Origin of the sequence: Bradyrhizobium sp. AZCC 2230 (assembly GCF_036924495.1) — a bacterium.
Lineage (GTDB): Bacteria > Pseudomonadota > Alphaproteobacteria > Rhizobiales > Xanthobacteraceae > Bradyrhizobium > Bradyrhizobium rifense.
In genome coordinates this window covers 4,140,595-4,166,248 of sequence record NZ_JAZHRS010000001.1, presented here as the reverse complement: position 1 = coordinate 4,166,248, position 25,654 = coordinate 4,140,595, and the positions used below count along the sequence as shown (strand labels likewise).

Annotated in this window: 20 protein-coding genes; 13 read left to right on the top strand and 7 right to left on the bottom strand. The window is 63.9% G+C overall.

Annotated elements, in window-relative coordinates:
- Positions 1 to 3 precede the first annotated feature (3 nt).
- Complete coding sequence (locus tag V1280_RS19965) at positions 4 to 1,179, bottom strand: YncE family protein (RefSeq protein ID WP_334527689.1); 1,176 nt, start codon at positions 1,177 to 1,179, stop codon at positions 4 to 6.
- A gap of 232 nt (positions 1,180 to 1,411) precedes the next feature.
- Here V1280_RS19965 and V1280_RS19960 point away from each other — a divergent pair, with 232 nt between their 5' ends.
- Together V1280_RS19960 and V1280_RS19955 are read left to right on the top strand one after the other, a co-directional pair.
- Positions 1,412 to 3,112 carry an alkaline phosphatase family protein gene (locus V1280_RS19960; RefSeq protein WP_334527686.1) on the top strand — a complete coding sequence of 567 codons (1,701 nt, stop codon included), beginning with the start codon at positions 1,412 to 1,414 and terminating at the stop codon, positions 3,110 to 3,112.
- A 17-nt stretch (positions 3,113 to 3,129) separates the two neighbouring features.
- Positions 3,130 to 4,476, top strand: a complete 1,347-nt coding sequence (locus V1280_RS19955) for a cytochrome-c peroxidase (RefSeq protein ID WP_334527683.1) — start codon at positions 3,130 to 3,132, stop codon at positions 4,474 to 4,476.
- A gap of 9 nt (positions 4,477 to 4,485) precedes the next feature.
- On the opposite strand, the gene V1280_RS19950 is transcribed toward V1280_RS19955, so the two are convergent.
- On the bottom strand, positions 4,486 to 5,559 hold the full coding sequence (locus tag V1280_RS19950) for a hypothetical protein (RefSeq protein ID WP_334527680.1): 1,074 nt from the start codon (positions 5,557 to 5,559) through the stop codon (positions 4,486 to 4,488).
- A gap of 309 nt (positions 5,560 to 5,868) precedes the next feature.
- On the opposite strand from V1280_RS19950, the gene V1280_RS19945 reads away from it, so the two are divergent.
- Positions 5,869 to 7,431, top strand: coding sequence for a pilus assembly protein (locus V1280_RS19945; protein ID WP_334527677.1), 1,563 nt, complete (start codon positions 5,869 to 5,871; stop codon positions 7,429 to 7,431).
- Here the strand turns inward: V1280_RS19945 and V1280_RS19940 are convergent.
- Together V1280_RS19940 and V1280_RS19935 are read right to left on the bottom strand one after the other, a co-directional pair.
- Positions 7,428 to 8,921, bottom strand: a complete 1,494-nt coding sequence (locus V1280_RS19940) for a flavin-containing monooxygenase (RefSeq protein WP_334527674.1) — start codon at positions 8,919 to 8,921, stop codon at positions 7,428 to 7,430. The two genes, V1280_RS19945 and V1280_RS19940, sit on opposite strands and share 4 nt — an antisense overlap.
- Before the next feature lie 121 nt (positions 8,922 to 9,042).
- Entirely contained in the window at positions 9,043 to 9,492 is a 450-nt protein-coding gene (locus V1280_RS19935) for a cupin domain-containing protein (RefSeq protein WP_334527671.1), read from the bottom strand.
- A gap of 185 nt (positions 9,493 to 9,677) precedes the next feature.
- On the opposite strand from V1280_RS19935, the gene V1280_RS19930 reads away from it, so the two are divergent.
- Positions 9,678 to 10,703: an AraC family transcriptional regulator gene (locus tag V1280_RS19930; protein WP_334527668.1), complete on the top strand. Its 1,026-nt coding sequence runs from the start codon at positions 9,678 to 9,680 to the stop codon at positions 10,701 to 10,703.
- A 19-nt stretch (positions 10,704 to 10,722) separates the two neighbouring features.
- On the opposite strand, the gene V1280_RS19925 is transcribed toward V1280_RS19930, so the two are convergent.
- Both V1280_RS19925 and V1280_RS19920 read right to left on the bottom strand, forming a co-directional pair.
- A complete protein-coding gene (locus V1280_RS19925) occupies positions 10,723 to 12,576 on the bottom strand; it encodes an ATP-binding protein (RefSeq protein WP_334527665.1) in 1,854 nt (617 codons plus the stop codon).
- Between the two features lie 140 nt (positions 12,577 to 12,716).
- A complete protein-coding gene (locus tag V1280_RS19920; RefSeq protein ID WP_334527662.1) occupies positions 12,717 to 13,352 on the bottom strand; it encodes a cupin domain-containing protein in 636 nt (211 codons plus the stop codon).
- A gap of 204 nt (positions 13,353 to 13,556) precedes the next feature.
- On the opposite strand from V1280_RS19920, the gene V1280_RS19915 reads away from it, so the two are divergent.
- The 7 genes from V1280_RS19915 to V1280_RS19885 all read left to right on the top strand — a co-directional run bounded on the left by V1280_RS19915 (position 13,557) and on the right by V1280_RS19885 (position 22,690).
- Entirely contained in the window at positions 13,557 to 15,251 is a 1,695-nt protein-coding gene (locus tag V1280_RS19915) for a peptide ABC transporter substrate-binding protein (protein WP_334527659.1), read from the top strand.
- A 27-nt stretch (positions 15,252 to 15,278) separates the two neighbouring features.
- Complete coding sequence (locus V1280_RS19910) at positions 15,279 to 16,229, top strand: ABC transporter permease (protein WP_334527656.1); 951 nt, start codon at positions 15,279 to 15,281, stop codon at positions 16,227 to 16,229.
- A gap of 3 nt (positions 16,230 to 16,232) precedes the next feature.
- Complete coding sequence (locus tag V1280_RS19905; RefSeq protein WP_334527653.1) at positions 16,233 to 17,108, top strand: ABC transporter permease; 876 nt, start codon at positions 16,233 to 16,235, stop codon at positions 17,106 to 17,108.
- A 40-nt stretch (positions 17,109 to 17,148) separates the two neighbouring features.
- On the top strand, positions 17,149 to 18,477 hold the full coding sequence (locus tag V1280_RS19900; RefSeq protein ID WP_334527650.1) for an NAD(P)/FAD-dependent oxidoreductase: 1,329 nt from the start codon (positions 17,149 to 17,151) through the stop codon (positions 18,475 to 18,477).
- Between the two features lie 7 nt (positions 18,478 to 18,484).
- On the top strand, positions 18,485 to 19,411 hold the full coding sequence (locus V1280_RS19895; protein ID WP_334527647.1) for a 2-hydroxyacid dehydrogenase: 927 nt from the start codon (positions 18,485 to 18,487) through the stop codon (positions 19,409 to 19,411).
- A 246-nt stretch (positions 19,412 to 19,657) separates the two neighbouring features.
- The gene (locus V1280_RS19890) at positions 19,658 to 20,761 is read left to right on the top strand and encodes an ISAs1 family transposase (protein ID WP_334527643.1); all 1,104 of its coding nucleotides are present in this window, start codon (positions 19,658 to 19,660) and stop codon (positions 20,759 to 20,761) included.
- Positions 20,762 to 20,821: 60 nt separating this feature from the next.
- Positions 20,822 to 22,690, top strand: coding sequence for an ABC transporter ATP-binding protein (locus V1280_RS19885; protein ID WP_334527641.1), 1,869 nt, complete (start codon positions 20,822 to 20,824; stop codon positions 22,688 to 22,690).
- On the opposite strand, the gene V1280_RS19880 is transcribed toward V1280_RS19885, so the two are convergent.
- The gene (locus V1280_RS19880) at positions 22,687 to 23,601 is read right to left on the bottom strand and encodes a LysR family transcriptional regulator (protein WP_334527639.1); all 915 of its coding nucleotides are present in this window, start codon (positions 23,599 to 23,601) and stop codon (positions 22,687 to 22,689) included. The genes V1280_RS19885 and V1280_RS19880 overlap by 4 nt on opposite strands.
- 159 nt (positions 23,602 to 23,760) lie before the next feature.
- Here V1280_RS19880 and V1280_RS19875 point away from each other — a divergent pair, with 159 nt between their 5' ends.
- Together V1280_RS19875 and V1280_RS19870 are read left to right on the top strand one after the other, a co-directional pair.
- Positions 23,761 to 24,726 carry an agmatinase gene (locus V1280_RS19875; protein WP_334527637.1) on the top strand — a complete coding sequence of 322 codons (966 nt, stop codon included), beginning with the start codon at positions 23,761 to 23,763 and terminating at the stop codon, positions 24,724 to 24,726.
- A gap of 44 nt (positions 24,727 to 24,770) precedes the next feature.
- A complete protein-coding gene (locus V1280_RS19870; RefSeq protein ID WP_148772761.1) occupies positions 24,771 to 25,628 on the top strand; it encodes a transporter substrate-binding domain-containing protein in 858 nt (285 codons plus the stop codon).
- Positions 25,629 to 25,654: the final 26 nt, after the last annotated feature.

Below are 25,654 nucleotides of genomic sequence, written 5' to 3'. Positions count from 1 at the left end.
TCCTTATGGTTCGGCGGTGCGGATGCCGGCAGGACTTACCTGCATCTTGAGCGTGGATGTCCTGGTCAGTGCCTTGCCGTCGAACGAGAACGCAATCAGTTCGCTCTCGACCATGCATTGGGCCACGACAAACTTGGAGTCCGTTGACCACACCATGCCCTGGCACCAATGGCCGATCTTTGCATCTGCCACCGGCGCGAGCTCGGTCCCGGAGATCTTGTAGACTTTCAGCAGACCGAAATCGTTGAAGAAAGGCGACGTGGAGGGTTTGTTCGAGCCGTTCATGACGGTGACGGCGACGTAGTTTCCGTCCGGCGACATCTTCACGCCCTCAGGCGTCTGGCCCACGCTGATCGTGGTGACGACGCGGATCGGCTTTGCATTCATGTCGATCACGCTGATCGTATCAGCATCGCCGCCGCTGGCGCCGACATTGCCGATGATCGCGGTGGCGCTCCCGGTGAGATCGATGTCGTAGGGGCGCACGCCGGAATAGAGGTCGCGCTTGGCGTACTCGACCTTGTTGCCGTCCACGGTCAGCAGCGAGGTCCGGCTGTCGCCGTCGCGGGTGACCAGTGCGGTCGCGCCGTCATGGGAGAAGACGGCGTGGCTTGGACCTGATTTCGCGTCCCCGAGCTGGATCTTGCCGGCGGCCGTCAGCGTGTTGCCGTTGATGGTGAAGACCGAGACCGTACCTTCGCTCCGGTTCGCGACCAGCGCCAGGGTCGCTGTACGGTTGATCGACACGCCGGCCGCGCCGGCGCCTGCCTGCAGCGTCGCCAGCACTTTTGGCGGCGAGGATTTCAGGTCGATCACGGAGAGCTTGTCGTCAGGCACCGTCTTGGTCGCATCCGCCGGGTCGACCTTCATCGCACCCGTGACCAGCGCGAAGGAACCATCCGGCGCGATCGCCACGCTTGGCGGCGGACCGACGACGCTTGCGGGAGCCGGCACTTCAGCCAGGAGCTTGAGTGCGCCGTCGGTGAAATCGATGACGCTGACCGTATCGGGCAGAGGCTGCTTGCGCACCACGGCGTTGCCGTTCTCCAGCACCATCTTGCCGTCATTCGCCGTGACGAGGATCTCGGCATGGACGGGGAAATTGGCCAGGCCAGCCACTGCGCTTGCGACGACGGTTGATGCAACGCGGCACAGGCGCGTGTGATAAGCGGCTCTCATGGTTCCCCCGCAGGATTGTTTTTGTTCGACAGAGCTAAAGGTAACCGGAGCGATTTCGCAACAATGCCGGAACCGCGATTTTTTATTCCACGCGCGGAATAATTGCCGATGCGCGGGCCCGTGATTTTTTTTGTCCCAACAATTACGCAAGATGTCTCTTGCGTCAAACTGACACAGCTCTGTCAAATGTGATCGCTAGGGTCGCGCCGTCATTCCTTCAGGGCACACAAAAATGAAATCCAGATTTTTGACGACGGCTGCGATTTTCGCGGCCGCGACGACTCTTGCGTGCAGCGTTCCGGTGCTCGCCGAAGATTTCGGTCGTGATCACGACCGCGATCATCGCCATCCGCATGAGATTCATACGGAAACGCCGATCAAGCATCTCGTGATCATCTTCAACGAGAACCGCTCGTTCGACCATTATTTCGCGACCTATCCGAACGCGGCCAATCCCTCGGGCTCGATCCCCTTCGTGCCGAAGCCGCATACGCCCCGGGTCAACAACCTCGCCAACGCCAATTTGCTGGTGAACAACCCGAACAACAATCCAGCCAACGGCACCGGCGCGACGGACCCGTTCCGCCTGGATCGCACCCAGGCCAACACGCGCTCGCAGAACCACTCCTATACGCCCGAGCAGCAGGCCGTCGACAACGGCAAGGACGACTTGTTCCCGAAATTCACCGGCCGCGGCACTGCCGGCGGCGCCGGCGCGTTCGGCACCAACGGGCAGGTCATGGGCTACTTCGACGGCAACACCACCACTGCTCTCTGGAACTACGCCCAGCATTTCGCCATGAGCGACAACAACTGGACCGACACCTTCGGTCCGTCGACGCCTGGCATGCTGGAAGTGGTCGGTGGCCAGACCAACGGCGTGCAGCCGGTCATCGGTACCACGGCGTCGATCGCCGACGGCCAGGGCGGCCTGACCCTGATCGGCGACACCGATCCGGGCAACGACGCCTGCTCGAGCACGACGAGCACCATGCTGATGGACGGCAAGAACATCGGTAACCTGCTCACCGACGCGCGCATCAGCTGGGGCAGCTTCATGGGCGGTTTCGACCTGACCCTCAAGAATGCCAACGGTACCACCGGTTGCGCCCGCAGCACGTTCTCGACCGTCGTCAACGGCACCATCGTCGATTACAGCCCGCACCACGCCTTCTTCCAGTATCACGCGTCCACGGCCAATCCGACCCATGCGCGGCCGGGCTCGGTGCACGTGATCGGCCATACCCATGACTTCAATGGCAAGGTCGATCCCGCGAACCACAACTATGACCTCGAAGACCTCTATGCCGCGATCAAGGCCGGCAATTTCCCGGCCGTCTCCTACGTCAAGATGCCGGCCTTCCAGGACGGTCACGCCGGCAACTCCGACCCGCTCGACGAGCAGGCCGGCAATGTCGAGCTGATCAACTTCCTGCAGAAGCAGCCGGAGTGGCGCGAGACCGCCGTCATCATCACCTATGACGACTCCGACGGCTGGTACGATCACCAGTACATTGCGCCGAAGAACGCCTCGTATGACGCGACCGCCGATCAGATCAACGGCCCCGGCCTTTGCGGCCTTGGCCCGACCAAGCAGCCGGCGCCGAAGGGTCTCAGCGGCAAGCCGGTCAACGGCCGCTGCGGTCCGGGCACCCGCGTTCCCCTGATCGTGGTCTCGCCCTACGCCAAGACCAACTATGTCAGCCACACCTATACGACCCAGGCTTCGGTGGTTCGCTTCATCGAGGACAATTGGCTGCGCGGTGAGCGTCTCGGCGGCGGTTCGTTCGATGCCACCTCCGGATCGATCATGGACCTGTTCGACTTCGACCAGGATCACAGCCATGATTTCCGCACCGACGCGTTGTTCCTCGATCCGACCGCTGGCACTGTGATCGTCAGCCCGCCGGACGAGCACCACCACCACCACTAGTCCAACGGGACGTCATAATGAACAGCCGCACTTTGTGGCTCCTCGGCGCCGGCCTGATCGCTCTGGCCGGCGCCGTCTTTGCAGCCGAGACGCAAGGACTTGCAGAGGCGAACCCGGCGGGCACGAACCCGAACCCGGTTCGCCTCATGCGTCCGGCTGTTGTCCCGTTGTCCGCGATGGCGCAGCTCGGCAAGGAGATCTTCTTCGACGCGTCGCTATCCTCCTCCGGCGCGTTGTCATGCGCGTCCTGCCACAGCCCTGATCGCGCCTATGGCCCGCCCAACGACGGGCCGGTCATGCTCGGCGGCTCCGATCTGTCGCGGCAAGGCGCGCGCGCCGTGCCGTCACTGACCTATCTGGAGCGGCACCCGAATTTCAGCATCGGCCCGGACAAGGGCGACGACGACAACATCATCGACCTCGCGCAGATGGCCGCGCTCGGCCAGCAGGCCGCGCGTACGACCAAGACCGCAGGCGGCAACGCTGCATCGGCGCAAAACATCGTGCCGCAGGGCGGCCTGTTCTGGGACGGCCGCGCCGATACGCTTCAGGACCAGGCGCTGTTTCCGTTGCTCGATCCCAACGAGATGGACGGCGGCAGCGCGGAAATCGTCGCCGAAAAGCTGCGCCGCTCGCCCTATGTCAACCGCTTCGTCGAGCTGTTCGGAGTCGGCGTGCTGAGGAATCAGCGGCTGCTGATTGCGGAGGCGATGTTCGCCGTCGCGCGCTATCAGGTCGAAGAGCAGAGCTTCCATCCTTACAGCAGCAAGTATGACTACTGGCTCGAGGGCAAAGCCCGGCTGTCCGAGAGCGAATTGCGCGGCCTGCAATTGTTCAACGATCCAGACAAGGCGAATTGCGCCGGCTGCCACACCTCCGCGCCGACCCGCGACGGCCTGCCGCCGCAGTTCACCGACCACCAATACGAGGCGCTGGGCGCGCCACGCAACACGACACTCGCCGGCAACCGCGATCCGAATTACTTCGACCTCGGCGTCTGCGGCCCGCAGCGCACCGACGTTGCCGAGCAGATCCAATATTGCGGCATGTTCCTGACACCGACGCTGCGCAATACGGCGACGCGTCGCGCCTTCTTCCACAATGGCGTCTTCTCCACCCTAGAGCAGGTGATGGATTTCTACAATTTCCGCGACACCAATCCGGACAAGGTGTTCCGGCGCGCCGCCGACGGCACGGTGCAGAAATTCGACGACATTCCGCAAAAATATCATGCCAATGTCGACGTGACCGATCCGCCGTTCGATCGTCACCTCGGCGACAAGCCGGCAATGACGGATCAGGACATGGCCGACATCGTCGCCTTCCTGAAGACGCTCACGGACGGTTACAAGGTGGAGAACTAGGGGCTTCGGTCAGCGCGGCTTGATCTCCGCGTATTTCACCATCGCCTTGTCGAACTTCCGCTTGAACAGCCACATCGCGCCGAGAATCTCGCGGAAGCTCGCCGAGCTTCGCGCCCGGTCGGTCTTGCCGAAGGCGAAGATGCTGTTGTTGCGCAGGTGCTTCATGATGGTGGGATCGAAGACCCTGTAGTTCAGCAAGTCTCCTGACTTGAGTGCTGAGCGCGTCGGTGTCGGGACGATCTGGATCAGCTCGAACAGCTTCATCTGGTCGATCGGATCGGGCAGCGTCTTCACGATCGCGGGGATCTCGGCGAACAGCTCCGCATGCGCGTTCATGAGGCCGTCGCGCACATTGGTCCAGTGATTGAAACGGCGATCGGTGCCGCGGGATCGTGCCTCCTCCTTGTCGTCGCGCGCGTTCAGCGCGGGATCGGTGGCCGCGATCGCACCCTTGATGGCCTCCCATTTGCGCTGGCCGTTGCGGTCCTCGGACGGGCCGGTCTGCAGGCTGCCCATATAGGTGTTCGAGCGCGCATTGCGGACGTTCTGCTTGCCGTTGGTCTCGGCATAGAACAGGCCGAGGCTGATGCGGCCCGCCGCGTCAGCTTGAACAGGCGCAAGCCCCTTGGCGCGCGCAATCGCTGCGGCGAGATCGACGACATCCTTGAACGGCGTCGCCGAATTCTGTGCGCTCGCCGGCGGCGCCTCCATGATCTCGAACAGATCAGCATATTCGTCGACCAGCGGCTCGATTGCGGCATCGAAATAAGCCGGGGGAATTTCAAACTTGTTCGGTTTGCCGATCCGCGACGGTACGGCGTCGGTGAGATCCTTGTACGTGCTGATCACCGCGACGCGTGCAAGATACAAGGCTTGGCCCGGCAGGTTGGGCAGCGGCTGCTTCGCCTCGATCTGGCGGCGACGCTCGGCAAGGACCGATTTGAAATCGCCGAGCGCGCGATCGTAGGCGGCCTGCGCGTCCGATTGCGTTGCCGTGAGCGTTTGCGTTTCGCCCGTGACAGGCGTTGTGAGGAAGAGGGTAAGCGCCGCGATGGTCGCGGCGGCGTGACGTCTTGGTCGCATCGCGGGCTCCCAGGGCCTATCGATTCGGCAGCTGCGCAGATCGTAAGCATCTGCGCGGTGTTGGTCGAGGAAGGCCAGCTTCGGATCTCCGTAGAACAACGGATTACTCGGCCGAGGCTGACAAAACGCCTTTACGTTTCAGTAGCTTCGCATCGGCACAATGCGTCGTCTCACCAGGGACGATGCGATTCTTCCGGCGCGAATTTATCATCTGCGCTACCGCGCGTTGGTCCTGGCATCAACTTGGTCTCACCTTCCTGCAATTCATCTCAGTTACTTCAGATCGAACAGTCGAGCGGGGGCTTGGCAATGGCAATTCCCGAAACGATCCAGCATGTCGGCCGGCTCATCTCGCGGTTGAAGCACGACACCAAGGCCAATATCGCAGTCACTTTCGCGGTCGCGCTCGTGCCGATCGTCGCGACGATTGGATGTGCGATCGACTACAGCATGGCGACGCGCATCAAAGCCAAGCTGCAAAGCTCGGCGGATTCGGCAAGCGTCGCCTCGATCTCGGTGAACTCGGCCGGTTATAACGCCGCGATGGCGATGACGTCGAACGGATCGGTTGGCGCCGGCGTCACGGAAGCGAACAACATCTTCAACGGAAATGCTGCGACGTTCTCCAGCAGCTACACCAATCTGGGTCTGACGAGCACCGTCACCAAGACCGGCAACAAGCTCGTGTCAAACGTGCAGTTCAGCGCGGATGTGCCTGTCACCTTCATGCAGATTCTCGGCTACAAGAAGTTGACCGTGACCGGCAATTCGTCCTCGTCCACCACACTGCCGCTGTATCTCGATTTCTACCTGACGCTGGATGTCTCGGGCTCGATGGGTCTGCCCTCGACCACCGCAGAAGCCCAGCGCATGCAGTCGATCAGTCCCGACAACTACCGGCAATATCCGACGGGCTGCACGCTAGCCTGCCATTTCTCGCCGCAGAACAGCGCCTGCACGGATTCGGGAACGCAAGGCTATCCCACCAACAATTACTGTCTCGGCTATGCGATCTCGCGCGTCAGTCAGAGCGGATACAAGGGCCTGCTGCAGACAAAGGCCAGCAACCCCATGGGGGTCCAGCTGCCGTCCTCGATCGTCTCCGGCCTGCCGAACTCGCTTTACTCCAACCTCGCGACAGTGGCGAACTGTCCGACGGATGGGACCGATTCCTGCATTCAGTTGCGGCTGGACGCTGTCGGCTATGCGGTCAACCAGTTGTTCGTCACCGCGAACAGCACCACGAAGGTGGCGAACCAGTTCCGCATCGGTCTCTATCCCTTCATCCGCTACCTCTATTCCTACTTTCCGTTGACCAGCAGCATCAACGGGTCGACGACCAATCCCTCGACCATCAACTATGCAGCCGCGAACCTCGCGACCTTGCTTGATACCAACACGAATACAAATCTCGGTTCGGGCGGCACGCATATCGACACGGCGTTGTCGAGTGTGAACACGCTGATCACGAGCGTGGGCGACGGCAGTGCGTGGAATAACACGTTGCCCTATGTCTTCCTCGTGACCGACGGCGCGCAGGATCCGCAGGTGAAGGGCGTTCCGAACGGCTCCTGGTCCGGCAGCAACCATGCCACGACGATTGATCCGGCCACGTCATGTACGCCGGTGAAGAACCGCGGCGTCATCATCTCCGTGCTCTATATTCCCTATCAGAAGATCAATCCGGTCAACACATCCTTCGCCGGCGACGAGGACGACTACGCCAACTGGAATATCCCGAACATTCCGGCGAGCTTGCAGAATTGCGCCTCGCCGGGCTTCTTCTACACCGCGAACACGCCGGCCGACATCACGTCGGCATTGAACGCGATGTTCAATCATGCGGTAGCCGAGGCCCGCATCACCAATTAACCCGTCGCCCGGTACTCCGGCGCTGACGTCAGGAATTTGGCATAGTCTTCGGCGTCGGGCGGCAGGAAGTGTCCGGCGAGCCCGCCGCGCTTCCGGGTCTTGGCGCCGATGTCGGTCATCAGCTCGTCGAAATGGCGATAGTGATAAGGCGCGACGCACAAGCCGCCATAGACGCCGGCGGCCGGTCGCTCGACGCGCTTGAAGTGCAGCATCATCTCGATGTTGTCGCGCATCGCTTGCGCCGTCGGCTGGTTGGCGAGTTGCCCGTCGGCATAGCGGACCAGCCAGTTAGCGGCGAGATCGGCGCAGAGCACGGTGCAGAACGACGAGTTGAAGCCGACGAAGCCGAGGTCGGGCAGATCGGGGTTCGCGATCAGCCGGTAGAGCCGGTATTGCCCGTCTGCATCGACCAGCTTGGCCTGACAGGCGTCCGGCAGGAAGGGCACGCCGAGCTTGTAGCCGATCGCGAGCACGGCGATGTCGGCGCCGATGCGCTCGCCGCCGCTCATCACGATAGTGTCGCCTTCGTAGTGGTCGAAGCTGCCGAACACGGCCTTGATCCGGCCATCGGCGACCATCGGGTAGAAGCCGGGCGTTGCGATCGGCACCGAGCAGTTGACGCCGTCCTCGATCCGCTCCTTCGGCACCATCTTGCACCGGTTGAGCTTGAGCTGCGCCTTCAACAGGCTCTCAAGCCCGCGCCAGTTTGCCCAGATCAGGGGCGCGGCGACGCGGTACGCGAGTCGCGACATCGCACCGATGCCCCAGCCCGGAAACATCTCCTCCTGCGCGCGGATGTAGAGGATGCGCTTGAAGTTCACGAGCCCACCGATGAAATAGGGAATGCGCCAGACCGGCTCGCGCATCACGATGGTGACCTCGCGCGCACCTGATTTCACCGCGTTTACGGCGATGTCGGTCGCGGACTTCGAACCGCCGAGCACGACGACGCGGCGTCCTTTTGCCAGCGCGGGATCGCTGTATTTCGACGAGTGCAGGATCTGCCCGCCCTGCGCCAGAAAGCCGTCCTCGCCGGGGCAATGCAGCTCGCGCGGCTCGTTGAACTGCCCGGTGCACACCGCGACGAAGTCGAAGTCCTCGTTCGTGGTCGTACCGTCCTTGCCGGATAGCGCGAGCGTCCAGCCCGGCCTGCCGTCGGCGCGCCGCGCCATGCCGGCGACCGCGGTGTCGAGGCGCAGCATGCGGTCGAGACCGAAGCTTTTCGCGTAGTCGGCGAGATAGGCGTGGACCTGCGGCCCGGTCGGCCATTCCGGATAGGAGTCCGGCATGGCGCGATCGGTGTAGCGGTAGAGATCCTTGGGGCTTTGGGTCTGCACCTCCGGATAGGAGCGCGCCGGCTCCCAGACGCCGCCGAGATCGGCGCTGCGCTCCACGATCGTGACGCGGTGGCCGCGGGCGGAGAATGCTTTTGCGGTGGCGAGGCCGGAGACGCCGGCGCCGATCACGCAGACATGCTTTGGGCTGACCATGGGATGGCTCGCAATCAATGTGTTTCGCGCGCAAGCAGCCTCGTTCGGCCGCGAGACGCGGCCGGCGGACCAGCAAGCAGATGAAAGTGGACGCGGAGGGCGGCCTGCCTGGTTGTTTGGCCTAGTCGTTGGCCTCGGGCGGCAGGAAGTCGACCTCGTGCAGCGCCGAGATGCGCACGACTTCGGCAGGGTCGGTCAGATTGTGGAGCTGGTCGAACAGCGCCTCCAGCTTCTGCATCGGGGAGACCCAGAACAGCGCGCGGGCCGGCTTGTCGGATTTGTTGAAATAGCCGTGCGGGATGCCGCGCGGCAGGCGCACGAGGTCGCCGGCATGGGCCTTGACCCATTTGCCGTCGAGCTTGAGGTCGAGGGTGCCTTCCTGCACCAGGATGAACTCGTCCTGGGTCGGATGAATATGCACCGGCACGAACTGGCCGGGATCGCTGTTGGTCTCGAACGCGAAAGTGGACTCGGTGACGGCCTTGGGGAAATAGACCTGACCCAGGATGTTCCAGGTCTTGCCGCCATAGCCCGTGCCGTTTGCGGTAATGCCCTTTTCCAGTGCAGTCATGTTCGCCTCCATATGAACTCCGGCTGTACCGAGCTTCGGCCACGTGCGAGCCGGTGTCTATCCGCTAAACGAATCCGGTGGCGGCTGTTGCCATGCAACACGACGATTTTGCGACGCGGCCCTTTTCGCGTCCGCGGAACTATTATAGGCTTAAAGCAATTCCGTGACGCGAAGCGTGGTCGACGATGTCCGCAGCCGTGCAGGAAATGAGCACACGGTGCTCCCAGGCCGAAAGGCTTGCGGAGTTCGCTCGCGTCACCACCGATGATGTCGACGAAGCGGCCGAGCAGATCGGACGCATCTTCTGTCCGCACGACCTCAAGCCGGCACAGGCCCGTGCTTCCGGATTTTCGGCCCGGCACAATTGCGCAGCCTTCGACGGCTTTTCCATCAACTACGTTGCCTATGGTGGGACTGTGAGCATCGATCCGGGCTGCCTCGATCGCTTCTTCCTCGTCCAGATCCCGCTCACGGGCACCGCGCAGGTTTGGGCGGGTGCCAGCGGAGTCGATGCCGCGCCGGACCGGACGGCGTCGCTGTTGTCGCCGACGGTCCCGACCCGGATGATGTGGCACGACTGCGCGCAGGCGATTTTGCTGCTCGACCGTCGCATGGTCGAGCAGCGCGCCGCGGCGCTGTCGGGCAGGGCGGCCGGCACCGTCGAATTCGATCCCGCGATCGACCTGCGCGCGCCATCCGGCCGCCACCTGCAGGCCAGCCTTGCCGAGTTGATGAGGCTCGCCGAGCGGCTCGGGCCGTCCGGCCGGCTTTCACCGGCGGCAATGGCCGACTGGCGCGAGGCGCTGCTCGATCGTCTCCTCAATGGCCAGCGGCACGGTCTGTCGGATGCGATCAGGACGTTCTCGGGGCAAGCCGAACGCCTGCCGCGCGCGCTCCGCGCCGCGCGGGACCATCTCGCGGAAAATGCCGGCGAGCCGCTCGATCTCGCGCAGCTCGCGGGCGCGTCCGGCATCGGCATTCGCGCGCTCCAGCTCGGCTTCCGCCGTCACTTCGGCGTGTCGATCTCGGAGATGCTGCTCGATATGCGCCTTGCTGGTCTCCATACCAGGCTCGCGCAGGCCTCGCCGGATGTCTCCATCACCGACATCGCTTTCGATCTCGGCTTCACCCATCTCGGCCGCATGGCCGGAGCCTACCGCGAAAAATTCGGCGAGACGCCGTCGGCAACGCTGCGGCGGCGGATGAGCTAGCGAGAGGCGCCGGAAAACTTCATTTTCGCGATCGCGTCGTGCCCTCGTCGGTCTCCTGCTTGCGCAAGAACCCTTCGACCTCGGCCTGTACCGAATAGGGCGTCGGGATCGGGTCGCCTGCCGCATCGACGGCGGTGTCGAGCGAGCGGCGCAGCATGCGCGCGAGCTCGGCCTTGCGGTAGGGTTTTGTCAGAAGTGGCGCACCCATGGTGGCGTGTCCCGGCCCATGCGGGGCGTCGTGGGCATAGCCCGACGTGAACAACACCCGTAAGGACGGCCGCGCAGCCACCATCTCGTCGGCGAGCTCCCGTCCATTCAAGGCGCCGGCCATCACGATATCGGTGAAGAGCAGATCGAACGGCGTGCCCTTGGCCGCGATGGCGAGCGCGTCGCTCGCGTTGGTGGCGGGGATGACCTTGTAGCCGAGGCTTTCGAGCTGGACCGTGACGTAGTGACGGACGTCGCGGTCGTCCTCGACGCAAAGGATGGTTTCCTTACCGCCCACGATCTTGCGCTCGTCAAAGCCGGTCGGGCGAAGCGCACTGGTATCCGCTTTCGGCAGGTAGATCGTGAATGTCGTGCCGCGGCCTTCTTCAGATTTGACCTTGATGCCGCCACCCGACTGCTTGACGAAGCCGAACACCATGCTGAGCCCGAGGCCCGTGCCCTTACCGACCTCCTTGGTCGAGAAGAACGGATCGAAGATGCGTTCGAGGATCGCCTGCGGAATGCCCGTGCCGGTGTCGGCAATCTGGATCTCGACATAGTCGCCGGCATAGCCGGCGCCGACCGCGACGGCCTCGCGCACGCCGAACACTACGTTGCGCGTCCTCAGCGTCAGCCTGCCGCCCTCAGGCATCGCGTCGCGGGCGTTGATCGCGAGGTTGAGCAGCGCCGAGGAGAGCTGCCCGCGGTCGGCGAAGGCGAGCCAGATGGTGCCGTCGAGCCTCTTAACGATCTCGATCTTCTTGTCGAAGGTCGCCCGCATCAGCTTTGCGAGCTCTTCGAGCAGGTCGTTGACGTCGATATCGGCCGGCTGCAGCGCCTGCTTGCGCGCAAAGGACAGCAGGCTCGAGGTCAGTGCCGCGCCGCGATCGGCGGCCTCGCTGATCAGCTTGGTGATGGTGGCGAGCGGCGGGTTGTCTTTCACGGCATCGGCGAGGATCTCGATCGTGCCCGTGATCACCGTGAGCATGTTGTTGAATTCATGCGCGATGCCGCCGGTGAGCTGGCCGACAGCGTCCATCTTCTGCGCCTGGATCAGCTGCTCCTCGGCGGCGCGCTTCTGGGTGACGTCCTTGACGAAATTGTTGATGACGGTACGCCCGCCGATCTGGAGCGCGGTGCTCGACGCCTCGATCAGAATCTCGTCGCCTTCCCGGTGCAGCAGGGTCGCCTCAAACCGGATCCCGATCGGCGTAGTCGAGAGCTCCGGCAGAAGGTGCATCATGCGTTGCCTGAAACCGTCGCGGAGCGGCTCGGCGATGAGAAGGTTGACGACGTCCGCGCCGAGCGCCTCCTTGCGCGTCCATCCGGTCAGCGCCTCGGCCTGAACGCTCCACTCCAGGATGATCCCGTTCGCGTCGGTCTGGACGAAAGCATCCAGCGCAGTCTTGATGACGGCCTGGGTCATCTGTGCGCTCGACTGCGCCTGCTCGGCCAGTTGTGCGGCAGTGTGCTTGTCCTGAGCCGCCTCGATGGTGCGGGTACAGAGCCGCGCGACCAGCACCGCGACGGCGCCGCTTGCGAGCAGGGCAATGATCTTCGCAACGCCGAACCCGGGTCCGGTCACGGCATACGAGACAAAGAGAGCCGCGGCGGTCACGACGACCTGCGCGGCCATCGCGAGTGTCAGAAGCCCCCTGAGTTTCATGGTCTCGCACCAACGACGTCAGCCGCGGACCCCCGAAGTCCGCTTTGTCAAAATGAGTCCGGCTCCCTGTGAGCTACAGACTCCCTGCGGCGGCGTCGAGGGCAATTTCCGGCGGTATCGGGGCGAGGCGTTGCTTTGGGTCAACCTGCCGGCGAATCGGTCTGGCGCAGCGTCGTGACCCAGATCACACGCGCCGCCTGTTGGGTCGGGTTGTCGAACATGTGCGGCACGATGCTCGGAAAACGAAAACTGTCGCCGGCCTCGAGCACATGGGCCTGGTTGTCGAGCCACAGCCGCAAGCTGCCGGAGAGGATGTAGCCGGCCTTCTCGCCGGTGTGCTGCAGGAAGTCGGTGCCTGACGAGGCGCCGGGATTGAGCGTGAGCTCGTAGAGCTCGAGCTGGCCCGTGCCTTCCGGCGTCAGCGCTTCCTTGACGACGCCGCTGGCGGTGAGCCGCAGCAGCCGCCGGTTGTGCTTGCGCACGATGTAGCGCTGCACGTCGGCGGCGGGATCGCTGGCCTCGAAGAAATAGGAGATGGGGACGTCGAGCGCGATGCTGAGCAGGCGCAGCGTGCGGATCGACGGCATGGCGCGCGCCCGTTCGAGCTGGCTGATCATGCCGTTGGAGAGACCGGTCTTGTTGGCGACGTCCTGGATCGAGAGGCCGGCACGCTGGCGCAGCAGCCGCACGGTCTCGCCGAGCCGCTGGTCGACCGCATCGTCGGTCTCGGCCGTCGGCGCGTCCTTCGGACAGTTGGTGTCGCCGCGACCATCCATGTCGCTCTCCCGTGCATGACCTCGCCGCCGGAATCGGGCGGCGGTGTGAAAAGGTCGCGCATCCTAGCAATCCGATTGACAGCTGTATTTAGTCATGATGAACTTTTGATCGAAAAATTTAGAAGCACTAAAGCCCACTCCTGTCCCTTTGCCGGGGTCTCGGGGGCGCGGGAGAGGTGCCGCGTGCGGGAACGGAGACTGGTCATGGCAGACAGCACCGGCAAGTTCGGCGTTGGCGGACTGCATCATCTCGGCATTCCAAGTCGCCGACAATTCTTCCAGCTCGGCGCTGGCGCCGCGGCGGGATGGACGCTTTCAGGCAGCGCCCTTGCGCAGACCGAGCGTCCGAGCAATCCGCCGGACAAGCCGCGCGGGCAGGTGATCGCCGCGCTGTCGCAGGAGCCGACCGTCTTCCATCCCCTGATGCCCAGCATCGAGGTCGACCAGGGCGTCTGGTGGCAGGTGTTCTCGCCGCTCTGGTTCATCGATCCCGACGGCAAGTTCATTCCCGACCTCGCGCGCGAAGTCCCGACGATCGAGAATGGCGGCCTGTCGGCCGACGGCCTGACCTGGAAGATCAAGCTGCGCAGCGACGTGAAGTGGCACGACGGCACGCCGTTCACGGCGGACGACGTGAAATTCTCGCTCGAGCTGAACAACAATCCCGACTTTCGTGCGCGCAGTCGCGTCGGCCATAGCCTCGTGAAGGACATCAAGATCGTCGCGCCCGACGAGATCCATTGGCGGATGGAGGCTGCCTATTCGCCCTACATGTCGATCCTGGGGGCGCTGACCTTCATCGTGCCCAAGCACATCCTGGAGAAGGTGTCCGATCCGAATGCCTCGCCATTCCACAACGCGCCGGTCGGGACCGGACCGTTCCGCTGGGGCGAGCGCGTGCCCGGCGACCATATTCAGTTGAATGCCTACACCGGCTATCACGGCAAAGGACCTTACGTCGAACGGGTGGTGTTCAAATACATCCCGGACCTTACCGTTCTCTACACCCAGTTCCGCACCGGCCAGGTCGACTACACCGGCCTGCAAGGCATCTTGCCGAACTTCGTGCAGGAGGCAAAGACGCTCAAGGGCCGCAAGATCTTCGTCTCCTCGACGTCCTCGGTCGAGCACATCGCGCCCAATCTGGAGTTCGGGCCGCTCGCCGACCGCACGGTGCGCGAAGCGCTGTATCTTGCGATCAACAAGCAGGCGATCATCGATGCGCTGAATTACGGCCTGCCGACGCCGACCGAAAGCTTCGTGCCGCAGCAGGCCTGGTCGTTCCAGCAGGGACTGCCGCAACACAAATACGACCCTGCCAAGGCCAATGCACTGCTCGATGCCGCGGGATGGGTTCGCGGCGCCGGCGGCGTGCGCGAAAAGGGCGGCGTCAAGCTCGAATTCACCAACTCGACGACCTCGGGCAATGCCGTCCGCGAGCAGACCCAGCAACTCCTGATCCAGGACTGGCGCGCGATCGGCGCGACGATGCGCGTCAACAACATGCCGGCGGCGGTGATCTGGGGTGATTTCTGGCAGCAGTCGAAATTCAACTCGGTGATCGTGGGGGTGAACTTCATGCTGGGCAGCGACCCCGACGTGACGCCGCGCTTCGGCTCCGGCGCCATTCTCGCCAAGGGCGGCCGCGGCTACAACACCTATCAATACCAGAGCGCGGAAGCCGACCGGCTGCTTGCCGAAGGCGCTAAGCAGTTCGATCTCGCCCAGCGCAAGACCACCTATGGCGATCTGCAAAAGCTCGTCCGCAACGACCTCGCCATCCTGCCGCTGTTCCAGGGCTTCATCGCCGAAGGCGTGAAGGAAGGGCTGCAAGGTTTCCGCCCCAACATCAACATGTCGATCAACTGCTGGAACATCCGCGAGTGGTATTGGGCCTGATGCATTCGATCCGCGGGATCGCCTGAGATGGCCCGTTACGTCGCCAATCGCCTGGCGCAGGCGATGATGCTGCTGGTGATCGTCTCGGCGATCGGCTTTGCGATTCTGCATCTTGCCCCTGGCGGCCCGCTGTCGCAGTTTGCCGTCTCCGGGCAGATGACGCAGGAGGATCTCGACCGCGTCACCAGGCAGCTCGGGCTCGATCGTCCGCTGCCGATCCAGTATCTCGACTGGTTCGGCCGCATGCTCAAGGGTGATTGGGGCAAGTCGTATCGCGACGGCGAGGCGGTGCTGTCGGTGATCTCCTCGCATCTCGGCGCCACGCTGGAGCTGATGGCGACGGCAACGATTATCGCGGTCCTGCTCGGCTGCTGGATCGGCATAATCGGCGCGCTGCGCCGCTATTCGCTGTTCGACACGCTCGCGACCGTCGGCGCCATGATCGCGCTGTCGATCCCGACCTTCTGGTTCGGGCTCGTCACGATCTACATCTTTTCGGTGAAGCTCGGCTGGCTGCCGGCCGGCAACCGCGAAACCATCGGCGACGGCTCGCTGCTCGACCTGCTGCATCATCTGATCGCGCCGGCCTTGGTGCTGGCGCTGGTCGAGACCGCGATGTGGGGCCGCTTCATGCGCTCCTCCATGCTGGAGGTGATCAACCAGGATTACATCCGCACCGCGCGCGCCAAGGGCATGCCGGAATGGCGGATCCTCACCGTTCACGCGCTGCGCAACGCGCTGCTGCCGGTGATCACGGTGGCCGGCCTCCAATTCCCGACGCTGCTCGGCGGCGCACTGGTGGCGGAGACCGTGTTCACCTGGCCGGGCATGGGCCGGCTGTTCCTGGATTCCATCGGCTATCGCGACTATCCCGTGGTGATGGGCATCCTGATGTTCTCGGCGATGATGGTGCTGATCGGCTCGCTGCTGGCCGACATCCTCTATGCCGTCGTCGATCCGCGCATCCGGGTGGGCTAGGCGATGACGACTGCTGCTCTCTCCACCGCTCAACCCGCCCCTGGCCAGGCCGCGTGGCGGCGCTTCTGCCGGCACCGGCTGGCGCTTGCGGGTGCGGTGATCATTGTGATCCTCGTCCTCGGCTCGGCGATCGGTCCTTATCTGCTGCCGTTCGACGACACCTATATCGACATCATGAAGCGGTTCGCACCGCCGTTTGCGGGCGCGCATATCCTCGGCACCGACGAGCTCGGCCGCGACGTGCTGGCGCGCTTGATGATGGGTGGACGCGTGTCGCTCTCGGTCGGTATCGTCGCGATGGTGATGGCGATGGCGGTCGGCATCGTGGTCGGCGCATTCGCCGGCTTCTATGGCGGCGTGGTCGGCGCGGTGCTGATGCGGCTCGTTGATGCCGTGCTGTGCTTTCCGACGATCTTTCTCCTGCTGGCACTCGCCGCGCTCACCGAGCCCGGCCCCGTCACCACCACCGTGCTGATTGCGGCTACCGCATGGATGAGCGTTGCCCGCATCGTCGAGGCGCAGGTCCGTTCACTGCGGGAGCGCGAATTCGCGGTCGCAGCTCTCGCGTTCGGTTCGTCGAACCTGCGGATCATGTTCCGCGAGCTCGTGCCCAACGCGATTGCGCCGATCGTGGTTGCGGCAACGCTGAACGTTGCCCAGGCGATCCTGCTCGAATCCTATGTCAGCTATCTCGGCTACGGCATCCAGCCGCCGGCCGCGAGCTGGGGCAACATGCTCAACAACGCGCAGATCTATCTCACCAGTGCGCCCTGGCTTGCGATTGCGCCGGGCCTCGCCATCACGCTGGCGGTGACGAGCTTCAACTTCCTCGGCGACGGCCTGCGCGATGCGCTCGATCCGCGAATGAACATCCCATGACGAGTAAGACCTCGATCGAACTGAAGTCCAGGAGTGTCCCATGTCCCCGCCGCTCAACCGTATAAACAGCGACGAACGCCTGCCGGCGCAGGTGGACGTCGTCGTCATCGGCGGCGGCGTCATCGGCGTCTCAGCGGCTTATCACCTCGCCAAGAAGGGCCTCTCCGTCGCCCTGGTCGAGAAAGGTCATGTCGGTGGCGAGCAGTCGAGCCGCAATTGGGGCTGGTGCCGTCAGCAGGGTCGCGCACGTGAGGAAATTCCGCTGGCGCGCGAAGCGCTGCTTCTGTGGGAGGACATGCAGAACGACGCCGGCGTCGATGCCGGCTTCCGCCGCACCGGCGTGCTGTTCCTAACCAAGAGCAAGGACGAGCTCGCGAGCTGGGAGCGCTGGGCGGCCGTCGCGCGCGAGATGCAGGTTCACTCGACCGTGCTGACGCCGGCCGAGGTCGCCGAGCGCATGCCGGGCAATACCGACAAATGGGTCGGCGGCCTGCACACGCCGAGCGACGGGCGCGCCGAGCCGTCAATGGCCGTGCCGGCGCTGGCGACTGCCGCGCGGAAACACGGCGTTACGATTCACCAGGGCTGCGCCGCGCGCGGGTTGGAGACGACTGGCGGTCGGGTCAGCGCCGTCGTCACCGAGAAAGGCACCATTCGCACGCAAGCCGTGCTGCTGTCGGGTGGCGCGTGGTCGTCGCTGTTCTGCCGCCGTCACGGCATCGAGCTGCCGATCGGTCTCGTCAATGCCACGGCATGCCGGACCACGCCAGCGCCGGAGATTACTTCGGGCGCGCTCGGCACCGATCTCTATTGCATCCGCCGCCGCCTCGATGGCGGCTTCACGCTGGCGCTGCGCAACCGCGGCACGGTGGAGCTGTCGCCGGACCTGTTCCGCTACGCGCGCACCTTCTGGCCGACCTATCAGCATCGCAAGGGCGGACTGAAGCTGTCGTTCGGCAAGTCCTTCTTCGACCAGATCATGCGCGGCACCAGCTGGAGCCTTGACAAGCCGTCACCGTTCGAGACCGAGCGTGTGCGCGATCCCGAGCCTGACATGTCGCTGGTCACTGCCGCGCTGGCGTCGCTGATCAAGGCGAACCCGGAATTGAAGGACATCGAGATCGCGGAGGCCTGGGGCGGCACCATCGACTGCACGCCGGATACGATCCCGGTGATCTCGCCGGTCGACGCGCTGCCCGGATTCTTCCTTGCGACCGGCTTCTCCGGCCATGGCTTCGGCATCGGTCCCGCCGCCGGCAAGCTTGCCGCCGACATTGTCACCGGCGCAACGCCGCTGGTCGATCCCGCCGCCTACAGCCACAAGCGCATGATCGACGGCCGGCGGCTCGCGCCGGTCAGCCCGTTCTGAGGGCGGCATGGCGGTTCTCTACAAGGCCAACATGGTGCGTGGTGCGGAGTGGGCGACCTTCTTCGCCGAACGCGCGCCGCACGTGCCGTTCCGGCTGTGGCCCGATATCGGTGATCCCGCTGATGTTCGCTACCTCGTGGCGTGGGTGCCGCCGGACGATATCGCGGTGACCTTCCCCAACCTCGAACTGGTCTTCTCGGTCGGCGCTGGCGTCGATCAGTTCGACACAACAAAAGTACCGGCGCACGTCCCACTGGTCCGCATGCTGGAGCCCGGCATCGCCGAGACCATGGTGGAGTATGTGACCATGGCGGTGCTCGGCCTGCATCGCGATCTCCTGTCCTTCGTCAATCAGCAGAAGGAGCAGGTCTGGCGCGAGATCCGGATCACGCCGGCCAAACGTCGCCGTGTCGGCGTGATGGGGCTCGGCCAGCTCGGTCAGGCCGTGCTCGAACGCCTCAGGGCGTTCGGCTTTCCGCTTGCAGGGTGGAATCGTTCGCCGCGCCAGATCGAGGGCGTCACCTGTTATGCGGGCGCGCGTGCGCTGCCGGAATTCCTGGCACAGTCCGACATTCTCGTCTGCCTGCTGCCGCTGACAGACGAGACCCGCGGCATCCTCAACGCCGATTTGTTCGCGCGCCTGCCGCGCGGGGCAGGGCTCGTCAATGTCGGGCGCGGCCCGCATCTCATCGAGGCCGATTTTCTCGCGGCGCTCGACAGCGGCGCGCTGTCGGGTGCGGTGCTCGACGTCACCGATCCCGAGCCGCTTCCGGCGGGTCATCCGTTCTGGAGCCATCCGCGCATCCTGCTGACGCCGCACAATGCCAGCATGACGAGTCCGGACACGGCCGTCGATTTCGTGCTCGATGTCATCGCACGTCACCGCCGCGGCGAAGAGCTGCCGGGACTTGTCGACCGCAGCCGCGGTTACTGAGGGCGCGATGGCAATAGAGACATCAGTGCAGCAACGAGCTCCTCTTACCTCTCCCGCTTGCGGGAGAGGTCGGCGCGTAGCGCCGGGTGAGGGTTCTCTCCTCTTGGGGGTTCTCGCTTGCGGAGACACCCTCTCCCCAACCCTCCCCCGCATGCGCAGGGGAATCGCATGTGAATTTGCGCGAGGTGTTGCGCGGGCCGACAATATGGATTCTGAAGAGGGCTCCCGATTCGCAGAGGGGCCCCTATGCGCAAGATCCGCAATATCTTCAGTACGTTGCCCGATCCGCGTGCACCGAACGCGCTGCACGATTTGCTGGACATCATCGTCATCGCGCTGGCCACGATCCTGTGTGGCGGGCAGAGCGCGACGGACATGGAGGTATTTGCATCGTCCAAGGAAAAGCTGTTGCGGCAATTCCTTCGGCTGGAGCACGGAGTTCCCAGTCACGACACGTTCAGCCGCGTGCTCAACGCGCTCGACCCTGCGGCTTTCGAGCAAGCCTTCCGATGCTTTATGGCAGCCTTCGCCGAGGTCAACGGGATCAAACTTACCGGTGTTGTGGCCGTCGATGGCAAGGCGGTGCGAGGAGCCTACGAGCGGGGCCGCAGCGCTACGCCGCTGCACATGGTCAATGTCTTCGCCACCGAGGCGCGGATGGCGCTTGCTTCGTGCAAGGCACCGGGTCGCAACGAGGCCCAAGGGGCGCTGGAAGTGCTGCAAATGCTCTCGCTCGAAGGCTGCATCGTCACGGCCGACGCCCTGCATTGCAATCGCCCCTTCGCCAACAAGGTGCTCGCACGCGGCGCCAACTACGTGCTGGCTCTCAAGGAGAATCAAAGCAAATTGTTTGCGGACGTCGAACGCTGCTTCACCCGCTCGGGCAAGCGCAACGTGGCGCAGAGTCTCGAGCCGAGCACCCACGATCGATCCGAATCCAGACGCGCCACCATCATGCGCAACAGCAGCCTGGGGGTGGCAAACCGCTTTCCCGGAATGGCCGCCATCGCTCGCGTCACCTCGCGCCGACGGCTGCATGGCAAACCAGCCGGAAAACCGGCCGTGCGATATTACGTGTTGTCCAAGTATATGCCTGCAAGACGATTCTTGCAGGTCGTCCGCAGCCATTGGAGCATCGAGAACCAGTTGCACTGGGTCCTGGACGTCGTCTTTGGCGAGGATGCCTGCCGAACCCGAAAAGACAACGGTCCCGAGAACTTTGCGACCTTGCGGCGGAACGCGGTCAACCTCATTCGCGCTCACCCCGCCCGCATCTCCATGCGCCAAAAGGTCAAGCGCGCTGGCTGGGACGATGCCTTCCTTCTCCAACTCATCAGCCACATGCGATAGCCCTGCCCGCATGCGGGGGAGGGAGCGGACCTACTCCGCGGCAAACCTCTGGGCTTGCGCATGAGCAGCGGCGCAAGCAAATCTGATCGAGCGATTGCCGAAGCACAGGCGCCCGTGCTGTCGGTCTCCGGCCTCACCACGTCCTTCCTGCGCGAGCGAGAGTGGATTCCGGTCGTCCGCAACGTCTCCTTCGATGTCGCGCCCCGCGAAACCGTCGCGATCGTCGGCGAGTCCGGTTCGGGCAAGAGCGTCACCGCGCTGTCGATCATGCGGCTCATTCCCAAGGAGAGCGGCCGTAGCGAGGGCCGTATCATGCTCGCCGGCCGCGATCTGCTGACGCTGCCCGAAGCTGATATGAAGGACATCCGCGGCAACGACATCGCGATGATCTTCCAGGAGCCGATGACGAGCCTCAATCCGGTGCTCACGATCGGCTTCCAGATCGCGGAAGCGCTGATGCAGCATCGCGGTCTGTCGCGTGCGGCGGCCGAAGCCGAGACCATCGGCCTGCTCGACCGTGTCCGTATCCCAGCGGCAAAATCCCGCTTCCACGAGCATCCGCATCGTTTCTCAGGAGGCATGCGCCAGCGCGTGATGATCGCGATGGCGCTGGCCTGCAAACCAAAACTCCTGATCGCGGACGAGCCGACCACGGCGCTCGACGTCACCATCCAGGCGCAGATCTTGCAATTGCTGAAGGAGCTTCAGCAGGAGGAGGGGATGTCGATCCTCTTCATTACACACGACATGGGCGTGGTCGCGGAGATCGCTGATCGTACCGTGGTGATGTATGGCGGGCAGGCGGTGGAGACCGACGCGACGTCGCGCATCTTCGCCGCACCCTCGCATCCCTACACGCGCGCACTGCTCGCGGCCGTGCCGCGGCTCGGCTCGATGGACGGCCGGACGCGGCCGATGCGCTTTCCCATCGTCGACAAGGTCACGGGCACCTCGGACGAACCGGCGGAGACGCCCGACACAGTGTCGAGCGCCGAGCGTCCGCTGTTGGAGGTGTCAAATCTCACTACGCGATTTCCGATCCGCTCTGGCCTGTTCGGCAAGGTCTCGGGCCGCGTCCACGCGGTCGAGAACATCTCCTTCACCTTGCGCGCCGGTGAGACGCTGGCGCTAGTCGGCGAATCCGGCTGCGGCAAGTCGACCACGGGCCGCTCGATCCTCAAGCTGACCGAACCGGACGCCGGCACGGTCCTGATCGACGGCCAGGACGTGCTCGCCATGAACGGCCGCACCTTGCGCGATTTCCGCAAGCACATGCAGATCGTGTTTCAGGATCCGTTCGCGAGCCTCAATCCGCGCATGTCGGTGGGAACGGCGATCGCAGCGCCACTGCTGGCCAATGGTCTCGCGACTGCGTCACAGGCGCGCGACAAGGTCGCCGACCTGCTCAAGCGCGTCGGCCTCACCGCCGACATGGCCGCACGCTTTCCACACGAATTCTCTGGTGGCCAGCGCCAGCGCATCTGCATCGCGCGCGCGCTCGCGCTCGGACCAAAATTGATCGTCGCTGATGAGGCTGTCTCCGCGCTCGACGTCTCGGTCAAGGCGCAGGTCGTCAATCTGATGCTCGATCTTCAGGCCGGCATGGGGCTGGCCTATCTCTTCATCTCGCACGACATCGCGGTGGTCGAGCGGATGAGCCATCGCGTCGCAGTAATGTATCTCGGCGAGATCGTCGAGATCGGTCCGCGTGCGGCATTGTTCGGCAATCCGCAGCATCCCTACACCAAGAAGCTGATGGCTGCCGTTCCCGTGCCCGATCCCGCGCGCCGCGGCACCAGGCGCGAGGTCGCAAACGACGAGATCAGAAGCCCGGTGCGCGCGCCCGACTATCAGCCGCCAGCGCGGCAATATCGTGAAGTCTCGCCCGGCCATGCCGTGCAGGTCTGGGGCGAGGAGTGGTCGGCTTAGTTCGTGCTCCGCGACTCGGTCAGCAGCTTAGTCAGCAATCGGCCACTCGGTGGAAGTGGCCGGTTGATCGCCGACACCAGCGAGAACTGGGTCATGTAGCGAAACGCCTCGGCACCCGACACTTCCTCCAATGGATGGATCGGTCTTAGCATCTCGACATAATGCGTCGGCAGGAAGCCAACAAACCCGCCGCCGACCAGCATTGTCGCGACCGCCTCGAGCCCGAAGGCAACGGCATGTTGCTTGATGTGAAGCCGCCGCGCGAGATTTTGCGTACGTCGATCGTTTGTCCGCGTCACCACAACCACACCGCCGTCGCGCAAATCGTCGAGCGCAAGCGGCGCCGCTGCCGCCGTGTAAAGCCGGAACTCCTCGGTGAACAGCGAAACGTATTCGAGCTTGCTGTTGACGGCGGGCTGTCCGCTGATGGCCAGATGCAGTCGTCGCTCCAGCACGTCGTCGACGAGCGCACTCGGCAGGCCGATCGCAACGTTCAGGGTGACATTGGGGGCGGCAGCGCGAAACCGAGCCAGCGTGTCCGCCAACCGGCAGTGCGGGTTGGACAGGCAGTTGTCGGCGATGCCAATCTTCAGTTCGCCCGACAGGAGGTTGCGGGCGAGATTGAGCTCGTGATGCACCATTTCGAGCGCGTCACAGGCCGCGATGCTGGCCGATAGGGCCCGTTGGCCGAAATCAGTCAGTTCGAACCCGGAAGGACCGCGAAAACAGAGCCTGCTGCCGAGGCGCGTTTCCAGCGCGAGTAAATGCCGGCTGATGGTCGATCGCTCCATCCCGAGCTGGGTTTCTGCCGCGGTCAGGCCACCCGCCTCGGCGACGGCGCGAAAGATGCGCAACAGCCTGAGATCGCTCTCCGTGAGCTGCGGAACGGGTGCCGGCGGGACGTGCTTCATGTTGCGGTTCCTACAAGCATGGTTTCGGGAAACGTCATTCCGGGCGCTATTCGGTCCGCGTTAGCGTCGCTGAACATCTGAGCGATGCGCAGACCGGTTGCCTGGCGGCCGGATGCCGATTTGCTCGGCAAGACCAACCTGCTGTGACCTGGAGGACCTATGGTTCTGCCTCTGACGGTGCCGCCTTCTCTCAAGCACCAGAGCCTGCTCTGGTCGCCAATTTGCACCGATCTCGACGCTCTCGACGCGCACATTGCCATCCTCGGCATTCCCTATGGCAGCGCCTACCACGCTGCCGCGATCACCAACGACCAGTCGAAGGCACCCGACGCTGTCCGCTCGGTCACCGATCGCATCTGTCGCGGCCTGGAGCGCTACGATTTTGACGTCGGCGGCCCGATCTACGGCGGACGTGCCTTGAAAGTGGTCGATGTCGGCAACGTGCCTGCCGATATGACCGATCTCCGCAGCCATTCCATCCGAGCTGAAGAAGCAGTAAGCAAGATCCTTGCCGCCGGCGCCATGCCCATCACCATCGGCGGTGACCACGGCATCCCGATCCCGATCCTGCGCGCCTTCAAGGGCCATGGTCCGATCACGCTGATTCAGGTCGACGCCCATATCGACTGGCGCGATGAAGTGAACGGTGTTCGCGATGGCCTCTCGAGCCCGATCCGGCGGGCCTCCGAGATGTCCCACATTGGCGAGATCTTCCAGATCGGCATTCGCTCATCCGGCAGCGCGCGACCCGAAGAGGTGGAGGCAGCGGCTGCCTACGGCTCCAACATCATTCCGGCCTTCGAGGTGCACGACAAGGGCATGGATTCGGTGCTCGAACGGATTCCGGAGGGCGGCCAATATTACATCACGATCGACGCCGACGGCCTCGATCCGACCGTGATGCCTGCCGTCGATGGCCCGGCGCCGGGCGGCCTCACCTTCCATCAGGTCCGCAAGCTCATCCACGGCCTGGTGCGCAAGGGGCGGGTGGTTGGCATGGACATTGTAGAGATCACGCCATCCATCGACGTCAACATGATCACCTGCATCACGGCCGGCCGCCTGATCGTGAATCTGATCGGCGCGGCAGTGAGGGCGAATTATTTCGACGCGCCGCCTGCCTGAGGCGGCGGCAACCTTTGCGGACATCGACAACGAAGGGATCAGCCATGCGGAAGACCAATCGCACGATATTCGGCGTTCTGGCGGGCAGCGCCTGTCTCGCGCTGGTCGCGAGCGAGCCTGCCTTCGCCGAGACGACGCTGGACAAGATCAAGCGGACCGGTGAACTGACGGTCGGCACCGAAGCGGCCTTCCCTCCTTTCGAATTCGTCAAGGATGGCAAGATCGTCGGCTATGGTTCCGATATTCTCGCCGAAGTGGTCAAGGAACTCGGCGTCAAGAAGCTGAACCAGCTCGACCTGCCCTGGCAGGGCATCCTGCCGGGTGTGCTGGCCGGCAAGTTCGATTTTGTCGCCACCACGGTCGGCATCAATGCGGAACGCGCCAAGCGTTACGCCTATACGATGCCGATCGCCGATGGCGTGCCCTACGCCATGAAGCGCAAGGGCGACAAGCTCACCAAGGTGGAAGACCTCAACGGCAAGGTGGTCGCAACCCAACTTGCGTCGTCAACCGAACCGGTCGCTCGTGCGCTCGATGCCAAGCTGAAGGCCGCGGGGGGAACGGGCTTCAAGGACCTGAAGCTCTTCACCGCTTTCCCCGAAAGCTACGTGGCCCTCGCCAGCGGCGAAGCCGACGCCGTGATCCAGTCGCTGCCGAGTCTTGCCGCGCTGGTCAAGGAGAAGCCTGACGTCTTCGAGTTGCTGGCGCCAACGCCTCAGGACGGCGGATACTCCTATCTCGCCTGGGTGACGCGGCCTGACGACAAGGATCTGCGGGACGCCATTTCCGCGGTGATCCGCAAGATGCGCGACGACGGCCGCCTCGCGACCCTTCAGAAGAAATGGTTCGGCTTCGAGATGACGATCCCGGATCAAGGCTATCTGCCGCCCGGGGCAATGTAGCCGATCGACGTGGTGACCGAGGGGTA

Coding starts and splice junctions, on each gene's coding strand:
- V1280_RS19880 (WP_334527639.1), bottom strand. CDS start 23,601: ATGAAGCACGTCCCGCCGGCACCCGTTCCGCAGCTCACGGAGAGCGAT.
- V1280_RS19910 (WP_334527656.1), top strand. CDS start 15,279: ATGGCCCGTTACGTCGCCAATCGCCTGGCGCAGGCGATGATGCTGCTG.
- V1280_RS19925 (WP_334527665.1), bottom strand. CDS start 12,576: ATGAAACTCAGGGGGCTTCTGACACTCGCGATGGCCGCGCAGGTCGTC.
- V1280_RS19900 (WP_334527650.1), top strand. CDS start 17,149: ATGTCCCCGCCGCTCAACCGTATAAACAGCGACGAACGCCTGCCGGCG.
- V1280_RS19960 (WP_334527686.1), top strand. CDS start 1,412: ATGAAATCCAGATTTTTGACGACGGCTGCGATTTTCGCGGCCGCGACG.
- V1280_RS19890 (WP_334527643.1), top strand. CDS start 19,658: ATGCGCAAGATCCGCAATATCTTCAGTACGTTGCCCGATCCGCGTGCA.
- V1280_RS19870 (WP_148772761.1), top strand. CDS start 24,771: ATGCGGAAGACCAATCGCACGATATTCGGCGTTCTGGCGGGCAGCGCC.
- V1280_RS19940 (WP_334527674.1), bottom strand. CDS start 8,921: ATGGTCAGCCCAAAGCATGTCTGCGTGATCGGCGCCGGCGTCTCCGGC.
- V1280_RS19875 (WP_334527637.1), top strand. CDS start 23,761: ATGGTTCTGCCTCTGACGGTGCCGCCTTCTCTCAAGCACCAGAGCCTG.
- V1280_RS19955 (WP_334527683.1), top strand. CDS start 3,130: ATGAACAGCCGCACTTTGTGGCTCCTCGGCGCCGGCCTGATCGCTCTG.
- V1280_RS19885 (WP_334527641.1), top strand. CDS start 20,822: ATGAGCAGCGGCGCAAGCAAATCTGATCGAGCGATTGCCGAAGCACAG.
- V1280_RS19905 (WP_334527653.1), top strand. CDS start 16,233: ATGACGACTGCTGCTCTCTCCACCGCTCAACCCGCCCCTGGCCAGGCC.
- V1280_RS19920 (WP_334527662.1), bottom strand. CDS start 13,352: ATGGATGGTCGCGGCGACACCAACTGTCCGAAGGACGCGCCGACGGCC.
- V1280_RS19895 (WP_334527647.1), top strand. CDS start 18,485: ATGGCGGTTCTCTACAAGGCCAACATGGTGCGTGGTGCGGAGTGGGCG.
- V1280_RS19935 (WP_334527671.1), bottom strand. CDS start 9,492: ATGACTGCACTGGAAAAGGGCATTACCGCAAACGGCACGGGCTATGGC.
- V1280_RS19965 (WP_334527689.1), bottom strand. CDS start 1,179: ATGAGAGCCGCTTATCACACGCGCCTGTGCCGCGTTGCATCAACCGTC.
- V1280_RS19915 (WP_334527659.1), top strand. CDS start 13,557: ATGGCAGACAGCACCGGCAAGTTCGGCGTTGGCGGACTGCATCATCTC.
- V1280_RS19930 (WP_334527668.1), top strand. CDS start 9,678: ATGTCCGCAGCCGTGCAGGAAATGAGCACACGGTGCTCCCAGGCCGAA.
- V1280_RS19945 (WP_334527677.1), top strand. CDS start 5,869: ATGGCAATTCCCGAAACGATCCAGCATGTCGGCCGGCTCATCTCGCGG.
- V1280_RS19950 (WP_334527680.1), bottom strand. CDS start 5,559: ATGCGACCAAGACGTCACGCCGCCGCGACCATCGCGGCGCTTACCCTC.